We start from the raw sequence: 14448 nt of genomic DNA on the forward strand, positions 1-14448 counted from the left end.
CGCTCCCCGCGCGAGGTGCGGGGTGGAGGCGTGGGCGGCGTCGCCGCGCCGCTGCGGCGGCTGCCCGCACCGCGCCGTGCGAAACGGCGGTCCCGCGAGGATTCACCGGGATCCCCGGCGCGCCGACGCGGCCTCATGGCGGGGCGTCGCGATTCGATGGTCCGGGGGCGGGCAGGCGTCCACAGGTCCCCGACCATGAAAGGAGGAGTACGCCATGCCGCACCCGTGGCGCCGATGGAAGTGGTGGCAGCGATGGGGGCGGGACCCGGTGGTGGTGCAGACGCTGCGCTCCACCGCCGCCGCGACGATCTCGTACGTGGTCGCGCTCCGGCTCAGTTCCGAGCCCGCGCCGCTGACCGCCCCGCTGACCGCCCTGCTCGTCGTGCAGGTGACGCTGTACTCGACGCTCACGACGAGCCTGCGGCGGGTGAACTCCGTCGTCGTCGGCGTCCTCATCGCCATCGCGTTCAGCGTGCTCGTCGGACTCACCTGGTGGAGTCTCGCGCTGATCATCCTGGCGTCGCTGGTCGTGGGCCGGTTCGTCAAGGTGGAGGAGTTCGTTCCCGAGGTGGCCATCAGCGCGATGCTGGTCCTCGGCGTCACGCAGGTCACCGACACGGCGTGGGACCGCGTCCTCGAGACGCTGATCGGCGCGGTCGTGGGCCTGCTCTTCAACGTCGTGCTCGTGCCGCCCGTCTGGGTGGACACCGCCGGGGACTCGATCATCGACCTCGCCGGGCGGATGCGCAGGCTGCTCCTGGACATCGGCGAGGAGCTCGCGGAGCCGGACGCGCACCCCGATCCGTCGCCGATTCGGGAGGCCGTCACCCCCGCTCCCTTCGAGCGGGCCGCGGCCCGGCTGCACGAGGCCCGGCGCCTGGACAACGACGTCGCCGACGTCGACGCGGCGCTGCGGCAGGCGGAGGACAGCCTCCGGCTGAACCCGCGGGTGAAGGAGGGGCTGCTCCACCGCATCGTGCTGCGCACGGGCCTCGACACCCTGGAGATCTGCGCGGTCGTGCTGCGCGTCCTCGCCCGTTCCCTGACCGACCTCGCGAAGGAACGGGACGGGGCCCCGCTCGTGCGGCGGGAGGTGGGCCTGGCCCTCCGGGAGACGCTGCGGCACCTCGCGGACACCCTCGTGAGCTTCGCCGACCTCGTCACCTCGCATTCGAGCGCCGGAGCGGAGACGGCCGAGGACCGCCTCGGCGAGGAGCTCGGGGCGGCCCGCGCCGCCCGTGACCACGCCGCCGGGCTGCTGAAGGACGAGGCGGCGCACGACCCGGAGCGCTGGCAGCTGTACGGCGCGCTGCTCGCCGAGATCGACCGGGTCCTCGACGAGATCGATCCGGATCACCGCGGCCGCCGGCTGATGGAGGAGCTGGACCGGCACACGCGCATGCGTGCGGAGCGGCGCCGCCGCGTCACCTCCCTCGCGGCCCGGGCACGCCGTACGCCGTGACGGGCCGCGGGGCCGCCAGGTCCGCCGATACAGGGGTGCGGTGTCCGCCCGCTCCCGCGATCATGAGGGGATGACACGCACCTTCGAAGAGCTCGTCGCGGAAGCCTCCGAAGCCTCGGTCGACGGCTGGGACTTCTCCTGGCTCGACGGGCGGGCGAGCGAGGAACGGCCCTCCTGGGGCTATCAGCGGCTCCTCGGCGAGCGGCTGGCGGCCGCATCGGCCGGGCTCGACATCCAGACGGGCGGCGGTGAGGTCCTGGGCGGGGTCCCGGTGCTGCCGCCGACGATGGCGGCGACCGAGTCGTGGCCGCCGAACGTCGCCCGGGCCACCGCGCGGCTCCATCCCCGGGGAGTGGTCGTCGTCGCCGATCCCGACGAGCCGCCGCTGCCGTTCGGGGACGCCGCCTTCGACCTCGTCACCAGCCGGCACCCGGCCACCGTGTGGTGGGCGGAGATCGCGCGCGTCCTGCGGCCGGGCGGCACCTATCTCGCCCAGCACGTGGGCCCCGCCAGTGTGTGGGAGCTGGTCGAGTGGTTCCTCGGACCTCAGCCCGAGGCGGCCCGGCACCGCCGCCCCGACGACGAGGCCGCCGGGGCGCGCGCCGCCGGGCTCGACGTCGTGGACGTGCGCTCGGAGCGGCTGCGCATGGAGTTCCACGACATCGGCGCCGTCGTCTGGTTCCTGCGGAAGGTCATCTGGATCGTGCCGGGGTTCACGGTGGAGGACCAGCTGTCCCGGTTGCGCGAGCTCGACGCGCGGATCCGCGCGGAGGGGCCGTTCGTGGCGCACTCCGCGCGGACCCTGATCGAGGCGAGGAAGCCCTCCGCACCGGCCGCGTAGGCCCGTCGGCCCTCGGTGGGAGCCGTCGGGGTGGTGCGTCCCCGGGTCGAAGGCCGTGCCGCCGCCCTCGTTGCGGCCGGTGGTGCCGGAGAAGACGGTGCCGCGCGGACGAGGTGACCGCCGGCGGCGGGAAGGCCGCCGCCGTGCGCCCCTATCCGGGCGCGATGACCACGACCTGGTCGTCCGGATGCCAGTGACGGACGTGCGCTTTGGGCGGGTTGACGCGCAGGCCGTGGCCGGGGGCGGTCGTGGAGCGGTAGCCGATGGCGCGGGCGCCCTGGCGGGCGGCCGATTCGACGACGGTGGCGAAGGACGTGGTGCGTCCGGTGCGGACGTAGTGGGCCGCCGGGCGGAGTCGGAGGGCGTTGCCGTCCGGCCCGAGGAGTTCCTCGAACACGGCGGTGAGGTGGGGGTTCTGGGAGATCTGGGTCATCAGGAGTCCGATGAGCCTGCCGCTGACGACGAAGTCGGCGCCGGGGAGCCGCGGCGCGATGAGCCGGTTGCGGTCGTCGGTCATCTCGGTGACGACGGGGGTGGGTCGACCGCCCGCCCGCCGCCCGGCCCCCAGGTGGAGGAGCGTGACGAGTGTCCGGTCGTCCGGGTCGGCGTGGCCGGGCCGGTGGTCGGGGCCGAGCACGATCACCGTGTCGTACCGGTCGGGGTCCGGCGCGTCCGTGGTCCCGCTCAGGGTGGGGTCGCCGGGCCGGTGGAGCACCGTCATGCGCCCGCCGACGGCTTCGGTGACGGTCCGGATTCCGGTGAGGGTGTCGGTGCGCGGTTCGGCCACGACGTCGAGGGACGAGCCGGGCGGTGTACGGCTCGCGAGCCGGGTGGCGATCAGGGGTGCCCGGCGGTTCCACCCGAGGAGGAGGACGCGCTCGGGGCGCCGGGGGGCCTCGGGGGGAGCGTGGGTGAGCGCGGTCGGGTCGTAGGGCGTGGGGGTGGCCGACAGACGGGTCGCGTGCTCGTCCTCGGCGATCACGAGGAGGGTGTCGTCGGCGAGCAGCGGGGTGGAGCGGGGCGGGTTGAGCTCGACGGTGCCGTCGCCGTGGACGATGCCGACGGCGGTGGACACCGGGCAGGCGCGGGCGGCCTCGTCGAAGGCGCGGCCGGACAGCGCCGGGTCCCGGAGGGTGTGGAACTCGTGCCCGGCGAAGTCGAGGAGTTCCTGGTGGACGAGGGAGAGTCCGGGCTGTCGTACGCAGTCGACGAGGAGGCGCGCCGCGATGTCGTCCGTGTCGAGGACGGTGGCGCCGGGCCCCGCGGCCAGGCGGGCGGCGCCGAGGTGGCGGTCGTCGCGTACGGCGGCGACGACGCGTACGGGGTCCGTCTCCCCCACGGCCGCCGAGAGGGACAGCAGGGTCTTGACGACCTCGGCGTCGTCGCGGGGGTCGTCGCGGGGCAGGACGAGGACGCAGTCCGCCGTGGCCGGGCTCACGCGCGCGAGTGCGGCGGGGTCGGTGGGCCGGCCGGTGCGGCAGAGGATCCTGGTGCGGCCCGTGGCGCCGACGGAGGCGCGGAGGTCCTCCTCCATGGCGGGTTTGTCGCGGTCGGCGAGGACCGCGACGATCCGGCGGGTCCGGTCGGTGCGGGCGGCGACGAGTTCGGAGAGGACGGTGGGGATCTGTTCGGACCAGCCGAGGACGACGGTGTGTCCGCTCTCCAGGATCCTGGCGTGGCCTCGGTTGAGGGCGATGAGGCGGTCGGTGAGGCCGGTGGTGATGAGGCTGACCAGGGTGGAGACGTAGACGAGCGCGATGAGGGCGAGGAGTACGGACAGGGCGACGCGCAGCGGGGGGCCGACCTCGCCGCCGAGGCGCATGGTCTGTCCGGTGTTGCGCCACACCGCGGCGATCCTGGAGCCGAGGGAGGCGGGGGTGTGCCGGTCGGTCCAGACGAGGACGGTGCTGACGGGGACGACGAGGGCGAGGCAGACGAGGGCCAGCCAGCCGCAGAGCGCGGCGGTGCCACGGGTGAGGGTGGTGTCGAACCAGTAGCGGAGGCGTTCCCCGGTGGAGTGGTCGCGGTGGGCGGACCGGGTCCGGGTCCGGGTCCGGCCACCGGAGCGGCTTCGGGAGGCGGACCGCATCCGGGAGGCCGGCCGGGTCCGGTCCGTGGGCCGGTCGTCGGTGGTCGGGGGCTCCTCGGTCCGGCCGGGGCCGGCTCCCTGTGCGGCGCCCCGCTGCCGGGGTACGACCTTTTTGTCTTCTTTTCGCACGTCAGCAGGGTGCCGTCCCGCCGACGGCGGCGGGACGGCATCGGGGCATGTTCATCCCTTCGTGATCAGTCCGCCCCGCGCGGGTGGGACCGGCCGGTCAGGCGTACGGATCGAAGGGGATGCCGGCCGGCTTCGCCTTGGCCAGGTGGGAGGCGAGGTTGCCGTCCTTGAGGCCGAAGACCGCGCTGCCGAAGTCGGCCTGGGTGAGCTTCTCGCGGATGCCCGCGGGGTAGCCGTTCCAGCCGACCAGGCTGGGGAACTGCCAGGTGTGCTGGTGGTTCTCGGGCGGTTCGTCGTTGGAGTTCGCCGGGCGGAAGCAGTGGGTGCCGATGCCGTCCTTGTGGTAGACGATCTTCGGGTGGGTGCCGTCCCAGCGGATCCGGTCGCGGCCGTAGACGTCGAATTCGCCGTGGGCGGAGGTGGAGACGTACTGGGCCTGGTCGTTCTGCACCCAGACCACGACGTGCTCCCAGTCGTGACGGTGTCCGCCGAGGCTGCTGCCGGGCAGCGCCTGGTCCTTCTCGAAGTAGAGGCCGTAGATGATCGCGCACCAGCCGTTGTTGCACTTGGCGCGTGCGTATCCGTTGGTGTTGGTGAGGTCCGAGGCGTCGCGGCACTGGCCGTTGAGGGCGCCGGAGGGGTTGAGGCCGCCGTTGAGCGTCCCGTCGGGACCGATGGCCGGGGTGGGGTAGCAGCCGTCCGTGTCGTAGTCGTAGGCCGGCTGGAAGGTCTGCTCCAGGCCGTCGGCGTTGGCGGGCAGGGTGGTGGGCGGTGCGGCGAGCGCGCTGCTCGGCAGGGCGATGATCAGCGCGAGGGCGCCGGCGAGGGCGAGCGCGCCCTTCGTGGCGTACGCCTGTGTCTTCAACTGCGTCCCCCTGGGTCGGTGGGCAGGAACCGACCGCATCTTGACATGCACATCCCACGAGGGCGAGGGTGCCGGCCCCCTCGGGAAAGCCTTCACCGGCCGGCCGCCCCCGGTTCACCCCTGCCGCAGCGCGGCCTCCACCAGGCGGCGGACCTCCTCGGCGGGGACGGCGCCGCCGTTGACCAGGCGGTCGAAGACCAGGCCGTCCACACAGGTGAGCAGGGTGATCGTGCGCTCGCGGGCGTCTTCGAGGCCCCGGGCCGCCAGGAACTCCTCGACGGAACGCCGGGCCGCGTTGTCGCGCGGGGCGAGGATCTCCCGCAGCTCGGGGTGGTGCACGCCCTCCAGGGCGCACGCGTAGCGCGCGAGGGAGCGGCGGCGCCCCTCCCCGGTGAGCCGGAGCGCGGCGAACGCCGTGAGCCCGGCGACGAGTTCCCCGGCGTCGCGGGGCGCTCCGGCCCGTCGGCCCGCCTCCTGGATCTCGGCCTGGTCGCGCTCGACGAGACGGCTCACGAGCGCGGTCAGGAGCGACTGACGGGTGCGGTGGTACGCGGAGGTCGTTCCGGGCGGCAGGCCGGCGGCCCGGTCGACCGCGCGATGGGTGAGCCCGCGCATGCCGTGCTCGGCGAGGACGTCGATGGCGGTGTCGGCGAGGAGGGCGCGTCGGGCGGCGGCGGAGGCGGGCATCCCCCCTTTCTACACCTGTAGAGGAGAGGAGTACGGTTCTTCTACATCCGTAGAAGAACCGTGGAGGGGAGATCCGGCATGGACGGCGGCAGCGCGGTGGTGGTCGGTGGCGGGATCGGCGGCCTCGCGGCGGCGATCGGGCTGCGACGGGTCGGCTGGGAGGTGACCGTCCTCGAACGCGCCGCCGCCCTCGGCGACGCGGGCGCGGGCATCTCCCTCCACGCCAACGGCATCCGCGCCCTGGACGCGCTCGGGGTCGGCGCGGAAGTGCGCGAGGCCGCCCGGCCCCAGTACACCGGCGGCACCCGCGTCCCGGGCGGCGGCCGGCTGGCCCGGATGGACGGGGCCGCCCTGGAGCGGGCGCTCGGCACGCCGATCGTCGGGCTCCCGCGCGCCGCCCTGCACCGACTGCTGCGCGAGGCACTCCCCGCCGGGTGCCTGGTCGTGGGGGCGGAGGTGACCTCCCTGGACCTGACCGCGCCCGACCGCGTGGGGGTGATCACCGGGGAGGGGGTGCGGGAGGCGGATCTGGTGGTGGCCGCCGACGGCGTGAACAGCGCGCTGCGCCGGCTGCTCCTCCCCGGCCACCCGGGGCCGGCGTACAGCGGGTCCACCGTTCTGCGCGCCATCACCGAGGCCCCGCTGCCGCTCGCGTCCGACTTCGAGCTGACCTGGGGCCGGGGCGCCGAGTTCGGGCACATCGCCTTCGCCGACGGGCGGGCCGAGTGGCACGCCGTGCTCAACTCCCCGCCGGGCGTGCGCCATCCGGATCCCCTGGCCGTCCTGCGCCACCGCTTCCGGGACTGGCACGAGCCGATCCCGGCCCTGCTCGCGGCGACCCGCCCCGAGGCCGTGCTGCACCACGACATCCACGAACTGGCCACTCCCCTGCCGGCCTTCACCGCCGGCCGGGTCGCCCTGCTCGGCGACGCCGCCCACGCCATGACCCCGCACCTCGGACAGGGCGCCTGCCAGGCGCTGGAGGACGCGGCGTCACTGGCCGCCGCACTCGCCACCGCCTCCGGCGTCGGCGCGGCGCTGGCCCGGTACGACGCCGAGCGGCGTCCGCGCAGCCAGTCCGTCGCCCGGGCCGCCCGCCAGGCCGGCCGGATGGGCCAGCGGCTCTCGCATCCGGTCGCCGTCGCCGTACGGAACGCGGCTCTGCGGGCGGCGCCGGACCGGGTGGCCCTGCGCGCGATCCTGCGGCACGCCGACTGGACGCCGCCGACCCTCCGTCCAAATGAATAGACGAGACGTCTCGTCTCATCTATGGTGGCCGTCATGACCGCCTCCCCCGCGCACATCGCCATGTTCTCCATCGCCGCCCACGGCCACGTGAACCCGAGCCTGGAGGTCATCCGTGAACTCGTCGCCCGGGGCCACCGCGTCAGCTACGCCGTCCCCGCGTCCTTCGCCGAGAAGGTCGCGGAGACGGGGGCGACCCCCGTCGTCTACACCTCCACGCTGCCGACCGACGACGACCCGGACGCCTGGGGCACCGAGCTGATCGACAACCTCGAACCGTTCCTCGCCGACGCGACGCAGGCGCTCCCGCAGCTCGCCGAGGCCTTCGCCGAGGACCGTCCGGACCTCGTGCTCCACGACATCACCTCCTATCCGGCCCCCGTCCTCGCCCACGCCTGGGGCGTGCCCGCCGTCTCGCTGTGGCCGAACCTGGTGCCGTGGGAGGGGTACGAGGAAGAGGTCGCCGAGCCGATGTTCGCCGAGCTCAAGGCCTCGCCGCGCGGCAAGGCGTACTACGCGCGCTTCGAGGAGTGGCTCGGCCGGCACGGGATCGACACCCACCCCGACCGGTTCGTCGCCCGCCCGCGCCGCGCGATCGTCCTCATCCCCCGGGCCCTCCAGCCGCACGCCGACCGGGTCGACGAGTCCGTCTACACCTTCGTCGGCGCCTGCCAGGGCGCCCGCGCCGAACAGGGCGAGTGGCGGCGGCCGGAGGGGGCCGAGAGGGTGCTGCTCGTCTCCCTCGGCTCCTCCTTCACCAAGCGGCCCGGCTTCTACCGGGACTGCGTCGAGGCCTTCGCCGGCCTCCCGGGCTGGCACGTCGTCCTGCAGATCGGCAGGTTCGTCGACCCCGCCGAGCTCGGCGAGCTGCCGTCCGGCGTGGAAGTGCACACCTGGGTCCCCCAACTGGCGATCCTGCGCCAGGCCGACGCGTTCATCACCCACGCGGGCGCGGGCGGCAGCCAGGAGGGGCTCGCCACCGGCACGCCCATGGTGGCCGTGCCGCAGGCCGTCGACCAGTTCGGGAACGCCGACATGCTCCAGTCCCTGGGCGTGGCACGGCACCTGCCCATGGAGGAGGTCACCCCCGGGAGGCTGCGGGAGGCCGTGCTCGCGCTCGTCGACGACCCCGAAGTGGCGCGCCGCGCACGGGAGATCCAGGAGGCGATGGCCCGCGAGGGCGGCACGCTCCGCGCCGCCGACCTGATCGAGGCGGAGCTCGCCTGACGGCGACGCGCCCGGCGGCCGCTCCCCGTCGGCGGCGACACGGCGGAGGCCGGGGGGCGGGTCGCGCCTCCTGCCGCCGCCCTCGCGGGTACGGTGCGTCCTGACCCCGACACGCACCGTCACGGAGGCGGTGCGGAGGACCGACCGCACGAAGGAGATCTCGATGGCGATTCTGGTGAAGGCCGAGATGGCGGGCATGACGACCGATCAGTACGACGCCCTCAACAGCAGGCTCCAGGCGCTGCCCGGGAACCCCTTCGAGGGCTGTCTGTCCCACGTCTGCGTGCCGACCGACTCGGGCCTGGTGATCCACGACCTGTGGGAGTCGGAGCAGGACATGCAGAGGTTCATGGGCCGGGTGATGCCGGTGGCCGAGGAGATGGGCCTCCCCCAGGGCTCCCGGCCCGAGATCCACCAGGTCCACAACTACTGGACGCCGTGACCGGAGCCGCCGGGGGGCCGCCCGGCGAGGCGTAGGGTCGTGTCATGTCCAAGACCGAAATTGACCGGGTGACCGCCGGGTTCTACGGCGCCTTCGACAACCGGGACGGCAAGGCCGCCGACGTGGACCGGATCCGGCGGCTCGTGCTCCCGCAGGGGGTCATCGTCTGCACCGCGCCCACGTTCACCGCGTACTCCGTGGAGGAGTTCATCGCGCCGCGCGAGCGGCTGCTCTCCGACGGACGGCTCGTCGGGTTCTCCGAGTGGGAGACCTCCGAGGAGACGCGGATCGAGGGCGACATCGCGTCCCGGTTCGGCACCTACCGCAAGTCCGGGGTCCTCGACGGGAAGCCCTACGAGGGCGAGGGCACCAAGACGCTCCAGTTCGTCCGGACACCGGACGGCTGGCGGATCGCGGCCCTCTCCTGGTTCGACCACGCCTGACCGGTCGACGGCGGCCCGTCGCCCCCCTCTCGTACGAGGGGCGACGGGCCGCCCCCGTCAGACCACCGCCCCCGCGCCGCTCCGGCGCGGCGCGACGGCGGCCGGCGCCGGGTGGCGGGTCTCCAGGGCGACGGCCAGCGGCATCGCCGTGAACACCGTGGACGCCATGCCGAGGACGAGGCCCGCCAGCAGCGCGACGGAGAAGTCCGTGAGCGAGTCCCCGCCCAGCACCGCGAGCGCCGCCAGGACGAAGAGCGCCCCCGTTCCCGTGTTGACCGTGCGGGGCAGGGTCTGGGCCACGGCCCGGTCCGCGAGATCCGCCAGCGCCGCTCCCCCGCCCCGGCGGCGCAGCTCCCGCAGCCGGTCGAGGACGACGACGGAGTCGTTGACCGAATAGCCGACGACGGTGAGCAGCGCGGCCAGGAAGACGCTGTCCACCGGCTTGCCCAGCCAGGCGAAGAGACCGACCACGAGCAGCACGTCCTGCGCCATCGCCGCCACCGCCGCCGTCGCGTACGTCCAGCGGAACCGCAGGGTCAGATAGGCCAGTTGCGCCGCCACGGCGAGGCCGAGCGCGAGGAGGGCGTGGGCGCGCAGCTCTCCGCCCAGGCTCGGGCCGATCAGGTCGTCCCGCTCCACCTCCACCGGGCCCGCGACCCGGGCGAGCGCCTCCCGGATCTCCCGCTGCTCGCCGTCCCCGGTCTCCCGGACGCGCACCGAGACGTCGCCGCCGCCGGTGGTCTGCACGACGGCGTCGGGGAAACCGGCGCGCGCGACGGCCGTACGGGCCGTGTCCGCGTCCACCGGACGGTCGGCGGCGTACCGGACGACCCGGCCGCCGGTGAACTCGACGCCGAACTCCACGCCCCGCACGCCGATTCCGGCGAGGGCCACGAGCAGCAGCCCGGCACATCCGGTCAGCCAGCGGCGCCGGTTCGCCATCAGGCGGGGCGCCCGGCGGGCCAGCCTGGTCCGCAGCCTGCCGAGCGCGGCCATCCCGGTCACCGCCGGCCGCCTGCGGACGGCGGGCAGGCGGAGCGTGAGGTCGGCGAGGAGCCGGGTGATCACCATCGCGGTGATCAGGGAGGCGAGGACGCCGATCGCGAGCGTCACGCCGAAGCCCTTGACGGGTCCCGTGGCGAAGACGAACAGGAGGCCGGCCGCGAGCAGGGTGGTGACGTGCGAGTCCGCGACCGCGCTCCACACCCTGTCGAACGCCGTCGCCACCGGCCGCCGCAGATCCCGCCCGGCGGCCCGGCCGAGCGACGCGTACTCCTCCCTGGCCCGTTCGAAGACCAGGACGTTCGCGTCGACGGCGATGCCGACGGCGAGGACGAAGCCGGCGAGACCGGGCAGGGTGAGGGTGGCGCCCAGCGCGACGACGGCGGCGTACGAGATCAGTCCGTACAGCAGCAGGGCGATCGTGGCGAGGACTCCGAGGAGCCGGTAGACGAGCATCACGAAGAGTCCCGTGCAGGCCAGGCCGATGACGGCGGCCAGGGCACTCGCCCGGATCGCCTCGGCGCCCAGCGTCGGACCCACGGTGCTCTGCTCGACCGTCGTCACCGGCACGGGCAGCGCGCCGCCCTGGACGAGCGCGGCGAGGTCACGGGCCTCCTGCGCGGAGAAGCCGCCGGTGATCTGCGCGGAGCCTCCGCCGATGCCCGCGCCGCAGGGCACGCCGGCCTGCATGCCGGGCGCGGAGACGATCCGGTCGTCGAGGACGATCGCGACCCGGCGCGCCGGGTCCGCGGGGGCGGCGCAGGCGGCGTCGCCGGTCAGCCGCGCCCAGCCGTCGGCCGCGCGGCCGTGGAAGGCGAGGTCGACGGTCCAGCCCCGGCCGGTCGCGGTGTCGAGGACGGCCTCGGCGCTCTTGACGCCGTCGCCGGTGAGGGCGGGTGCGGCGAGGGCGAGGAAGCCGCCCGGGGCGTCGGGGTCGGCCAGGACGCGCGTCCCGTCGGCGGCGGCCGGTCCGGCCGGCCCCCGGGCCGCGCCGGTGACGGCGTGGAAGGTGAGCTGCGCCGTACGGCCGATGGTCTCGGCCGCCTGGCGCGGGTCGCGCAGGCCCGGCAGTTCGACGACGATGCGTCGCTCGCCGGAGCGGGCGAGGGACGGCTCCGCGACGCCGAGGCCGTCCACGCGCTTGCGGAGCACCTCCAGGGCGCGGTCGGTGGCGGCGGCGTCGGCGCGGGTGGTGGGTCCGTCCTCGGTCTGCAGGACGATGCGGGTGCCGCCGCGCAGGTCGAGTCCGAGGCGGGGCGGGGTGGTCAGGGTGATCCAGAGGGAGAGCGCGACGACGGCGAGCGCGAGGAGCGCGCGCCGGAGCGAGGCACGAGAGGACATGGGGTCTCCACGGGCGGGCGGACCCGGAGCGGGCGCCGCCCCTGTGGGGGCGCCCGCGGTCCGGCGGGGCGTACGGTCGGATGCGCGTCGAGGACCGGTCCGTGGGCATGCCGAGGGCCCGGACGGCGACGCGGGAGGACGTCAGCTGTGCCGGGTGGAGGGTGGTCCGCGCGACTCGCGCGGGCCGCGGGGACCGCCGGGCGGCGCCCGCTCGCGGCGCGGGTCGCCTTCGAGGAGACCGCGCGCGGGTACGGAGGGGCCGGCCGGCGCGACGGCCGGGGCGGCGGGCGGTGCCGGGAAGCGTACGGGGCTCTCGACGGCTGCCGGGAGCCCCACCACGGCGGCGGGCGCGAAGCGCGGCTCCTGCGCGCCGGCACGCGGTGCGGGGCGGGAGGGGGCGGCCGACCGAGCGTCGGAGGGGTGGGGGCGGGCCTGGTGCGCGGCGACGTGGTGGGCGTCGGCTCGGTGGGCGGCGCTCGCCGCCGGGAGGTCCCGCGGGGGCCCGGCCGTCGTCCGGACGTCACGCGCCGGGACCTCGTGCACCGGCGCGTCGTACGCCGGGGCCTCGTACGCCGGCGCGTCGTACGCCGGGGCCCACAGCAAGGACCAGAGCACGCAGAGCATCGCGGGCACGAGGGCCGCGAGTCGGCGTGCGGGACTGCTCACCGTGCCCGTCCCTCCCCGTCGCCCCATGATCCCCTGAGAGGCCTCAGCCTAGACGGAGTACGGGGCGCGGTTGAGTACGGGGGCACGCCCGGCGGTTGAGTACGAGCGCTCATGTCCGGTCCGCGGGGGCCCTGGACGATGGTTCCGTCACCGTTCCGCCTCGGACCCAGGGGGCCTCCCGTGCTCAGTCGTCTCGCCGCCCACGTCGTCCCGTTCTTCGGGCGGCTGACCGTCACCTCGGACCCCGGGGCCCGTGTCGAGCCGGGCAGCATCCTCGTCGTGAACCACACGTCGCTCGCCGACCCGGCGCTCGTGCTCGCCGCGCTCCGCAGGCGGCTGGCCGTCGAGCCCGTCCTGCTCGCCACCTCGGGGCTCTGGCGGGTGCCGGTCCTCGGCCGGGCGCTGACCCGCGAGGGGCACGTCCCCGTCCACCGCGGCTCGGCGCACGCGGCGGCGGCCCTGGACCACGCGGCGGTCGCGCTCGCCTCGGGGCGGCACGTGATGCTGTACGCGGAGGGGCGCATCCCGCCGCGCCGGGACGCCGCCGAGAACCCGCCGGAGACGTTCCGCACCGGCCTCGCACGGCTCGCGCGGGCGACGGGGGCGCCGGTCGTGCCGATCGGTCAGGCCGGGGCCCGGCGGATCACCTCGGGCGGGCGGGCGAAGCAGCTCGCCGGAGTGCTGACCGCGCCCGTCCGCAGGCCGGGCCTGCACGTCCACATCGGCACGCCGCTGCGGCTGCCCGACGACGTGGCCGCGGCGACGGAGCTCGCGCACGGGGCCGTGACCGAGGCCTGGCGGACGGCGGCCGGGGCCCTGGGCGAGCCCGCGGCGCTCGGCGGCGAAGGGCGGGCGGCCGCGCCCGCGCGCCGGGGCTGAGTCGCCGTCCCTCCGTCAGGCGGCGGCCCCGCTCCCGGCCCGCTCATCCGCGTCCGCCAGCAGGAACAGCAGCGGGGAGAGGGCGAGTTCGAGGGCGGCGAGCGCCAGCTGGAACCAGTGCGGCCGTCCTTCGACGGCGAGGGAGAGGAGCCTTCCGAGGGCGCCCAGCAGGAACACGGCGGTGAGCCCCCGTACGACCGCGGCGGGGACGGGCGACTGCCGCGCCGCCCAGAGCCAGGCGAGGCCGTAGCCGGCGAAGGTCGCGCCGAGGAACCGGCCGAGGCTGTCGACCGTGGGGCCGGCCGATCCGGCACCCGGGATCGCGGCGTTGCCGAGCAGGACGTGGAGGAGCCCGATCGCCACGCAGGCGTACCCCATGGCCAGGACGAGCCCCCGAAGCACTCCGGCTCTGGTCATGTGTGCGACCCCCCATCAAGTAGACACGCGTCCAGTAGTGGTGGGCCTCAGCGTACGGCCGCTTACTGGACACATGTCAAGTAACATGGCGGGGTGCCGCCCCGCAGACGCCTCAGCCCCGCCGAACGCCGCGCCCAGCTCCTGGACGTCGCCGCACGGCTCTTCGCCGCGCTGCCGTACGACGAGGTGCTGATGGAGGAGGTCGCCGAGCGGGCCGGGGTCTCCCGGGCGCTGCTCTACCAGCACTTCCCCGGCAAGCGGGAGCTGTTCGCCGCGCTCTACCGGGAGGTCTCCGCACAGCTGCTCGCGAAGACGCGGCTCGACCCCGCCGACACCCTGGTCGAACAGCTGACGCAGGGCCTGGACGCGCACATCGAGTACTTCGCGGCGAACCGCAACACGGTTCTCGCGGCGAACCGCGTCCTGGCCGGCGACCTCCTCGTCCAGACGATCATCACCGACGAACTGGACGCCCTGCGCGAGCGCCTGCTCGGCGTGCTGCCGCTCGCCGACGACCGGACGCGGGCGGCCGTGTCGGGCGTCCTGAAGAGCTGGCTGGTCTTCGTGCAGGTGCTGTGCGTGGACTGGCTGACCCACGAGACCTGCACGCGCACCGAGCTGCGCGACGTGTGCGTCGGCGCGGTCGTGGGCGCCCTCCGGCCCCTCCTCGACGAGGACCCGGCCCCCGACTGGCCCCGCTGACCACCGGCCGA

General features: G+C 75.1%; 13 protein-coding genes and 1 pseudogene. 8 read left to right on the top strand and 6 right to left on the bottom strand.

What is annotated here, in order from left to right; all coding sequences use genetic code 11:
• The first annotated feature begins 214 nt into the window (after nt 1–214).
• A complete protein-coding gene (locus tag ACFYUZ_RS28070) occupies nt 215–1462 on the top strand; it encodes an aromatic acid exporter family protein (RefSeq protein WP_389313782.1) in 1248 nt (415 codons plus the stop codon).
• Between the two features lie 70 nt (nt 1463–1532).
• Nucleotides 1533–2303 (top strand): class I SAM-dependent methyltransferase, encoded by a 771-nt coding sequence (locus ACFYUZ_RS28075; protein WP_389313783.1) that lies wholly within the window; start codon nt 1533–1535, stop codon nt 2301–2303.
• A gap of 151 nt (nt 2304–2454) precedes the next feature.
• On the opposite strand, the gene ACFYUZ_RS28080 is transcribed toward ACFYUZ_RS28075, so the two are convergent.
• From ACFYUZ_RS28080 to ACFYUZ_RS28090, 3 genes are all read right to left on the bottom strand, one after another.
• Entirely contained in the window at nt 2455–4521 is a 2067-nt protein-coding gene (locus ACFYUZ_RS28080) for an NAD-binding lipoprotein (protein WP_389313785.1), read from the bottom strand.
• Between the two features lie 97 nt (nt 4522–4618).
• Nucleotides 4619–5386, bottom strand: a complete 768-nt coding sequence (locus ACFYUZ_RS28085; RefSeq protein WP_389313787.1) for an NPP1 family protein — start codon at nt 5384–5386, stop codon at nt 4619–4621.
• 114 nt (nt 5387–5500) lie between these two features.
• Nucleotides 5501–6073 (bottom strand): TetR/AcrR family transcriptional regulator, encoded by a 573-nt coding sequence (locus tag ACFYUZ_RS28090; RefSeq protein ID WP_389313789.1) that lies wholly within the window; start codon nt 6071–6073, stop codon nt 5501–5503.
• Nucleotides 6074–6151: 78 nt separating this feature from the next.
• Between ACFYUZ_RS28090 and ACFYUZ_RS28095 the strand changes: the two genes are divergently transcribed.
• From ACFYUZ_RS28095 to ACFYUZ_RS28110, 4 genes and pseudogenes are all read left to right on the top strand, one after another.
• Nucleotides 6152–7321, top strand: coding sequence for an FAD-dependent monooxygenase (locus ACFYUZ_RS28095; protein ID WP_389313791.1), 1170 nt, complete (start codon nt 6152–6154; stop codon nt 7319–7321).
• Nucleotides 7318–8545 (top strand): annotated as a pseudogene (gene mgt, locus ACFYUZ_RS28100) (macrolide-inactivating glycosyltransferase). Before ACFYUZ_RS28095 ends, mgt begins: the two are co-directional and overlap by 4 nt.
• Before the next feature lie 163 nt (nt 8546–8708).
• The gene (locus tag ACFYUZ_RS28105) at nt 8709–8987 is read left to right on the top strand and encodes a hypothetical protein (protein ID WP_389313793.1); all 279 of its coding nucleotides are present in this window, start codon (nt 8709–8711) and stop codon (nt 8985–8987) included.
• A gap of 44 nt (nt 8988–9031) precedes the next feature.
• A complete protein-coding gene (locus tag ACFYUZ_RS28110) occupies nt 9032–9430 on the top strand; it encodes a DUF4440 domain-containing protein (RefSeq protein ID WP_389313794.1) in 399 nt (132 codons plus the stop codon).
• Nucleotides 9431–9487: 57 nt separating this feature from the next.
• Here ACFYUZ_RS28110 and secD read toward each other — a convergent pair whose 3' ends face one another.
• Nucleotides 9488–11773, bottom strand: coding sequence for a protein translocase subunit SecD (secD, locus tag ACFYUZ_RS28115; protein WP_389313796.1), 2286 nt, complete (start codon nt 11771–11773; stop codon nt 9488–9490).
• Between the two features lie 141 nt (nt 11774–11914).
• Complete coding sequence (locus ACFYUZ_RS28120; protein WP_389313798.1) at nt 11915–12439, bottom strand: hypothetical protein; 525 nt, start codon at nt 12437–12439, stop codon at nt 11915–11917.
• Between the two features lie 180 nt (nt 12440–12619).
• On the opposite strand from ACFYUZ_RS28120, the gene ACFYUZ_RS28125 reads away from it, so the two are divergent.
• A complete protein-coding gene (locus ACFYUZ_RS28125) occupies nt 12620–13318 on the top strand; it encodes a lysophospholipid acyltransferase family protein (RefSeq protein WP_389313800.1) in 699 nt (232 codons plus the stop codon).
• Nucleotides 13319–13333: 15 nt separating this feature from the next.
• Here the strand turns inward: ACFYUZ_RS28125 and ACFYUZ_RS28130 are convergent, their stop codons facing one another.
• Nucleotides 13334–13735 (bottom strand): DUF4345 domain-containing protein, encoded by a 402-nt coding sequence (locus ACFYUZ_RS28130; protein ID WP_389313802.1) that lies wholly within the window; start codon nt 13733–13735, stop codon nt 13334–13336.
• A 93-nt stretch (nt 13736–13828) separates the two neighbouring features.
• Here ACFYUZ_RS28130 and ACFYUZ_RS28135 point away from each other — a divergent pair, with 93 nt between their 5' ends.
• Complete coding sequence (locus ACFYUZ_RS28135) at nt 13829–14437, top strand: TetR/AcrR family transcriptional regulator (RefSeq protein ID WP_389313804.1); 609 nt, start codon at nt 13829–13831, stop codon at nt 14435–14437.
• The last annotated feature ends 11 nt before the right edge of the window (nt 14438–14448 follow it).

Source organism: Streptomyces sp. NPDC004266, from assembly GCF_042874095.1.
In the GTDB taxonomy this organism is placed as follows: Bacteria; Actinomycetota; Actinomycetes; order Streptomycetales; family Streptomycetaceae; genus Streptomyces.

Bases quoted from the DNA above. Each gene is read 5' to 3' on its own strand.
- ACFYUZ_RS28070 (WP_389313782.1), top strand. From the start codon at position 215: ATGCCGCACCCGTGGCGCCGATGGAAGTGGTGGCAGCGATGGGGGCGG.
- ACFYUZ_RS28075 (WP_389313783.1), top strand. From the start codon at position 1,533: ATGACACGCACCTTCGAAGAGCTCGTCGCGGAAGCCTCCGAAGCCTCG.
- ACFYUZ_RS28090 (WP_389313789.1), bottom strand. From the start codon at position 6,073: ATGCCCGCCTCCGCCGCCGCCCGACGCGCCCTCCTCGCCGACACCGCC.
- ACFYUZ_RS28095 (WP_389313791.1), top strand. From the start codon at position 6,152: ATGGACGGCGGCAGCGCGGTGGTGGTCGGTGGCGGGATCGGCGGCCTC.
- ACFYUZ_RS28105 (WP_389313793.1), top strand. From the start codon at position 8,709: ATGGCGATTCTGGTGAAGGCCGAGATGGCGGGCATGACGACCGATCAG.
- ACFYUZ_RS28110 (WP_389313794.1), top strand. From the start codon at position 9,032: ATGTCCAAGACCGAAATTGACCGGGTGACCGCCGGGTTCTACGGCGCC.
- secD (WP_389313796.1), bottom strand. From the start codon at position 11,773: ATGTCCTCTCGTGCCTCGCTCCGGCGCGCGCTCCTCGCGCTCGCCGTC.
- ACFYUZ_RS28130 (WP_389313802.1), bottom strand. From the start codon at position 13,735: ATGACCAGAGCCGGAGTGCTTCGGGGGCTCGTCCTGGCCATGGGGTAC.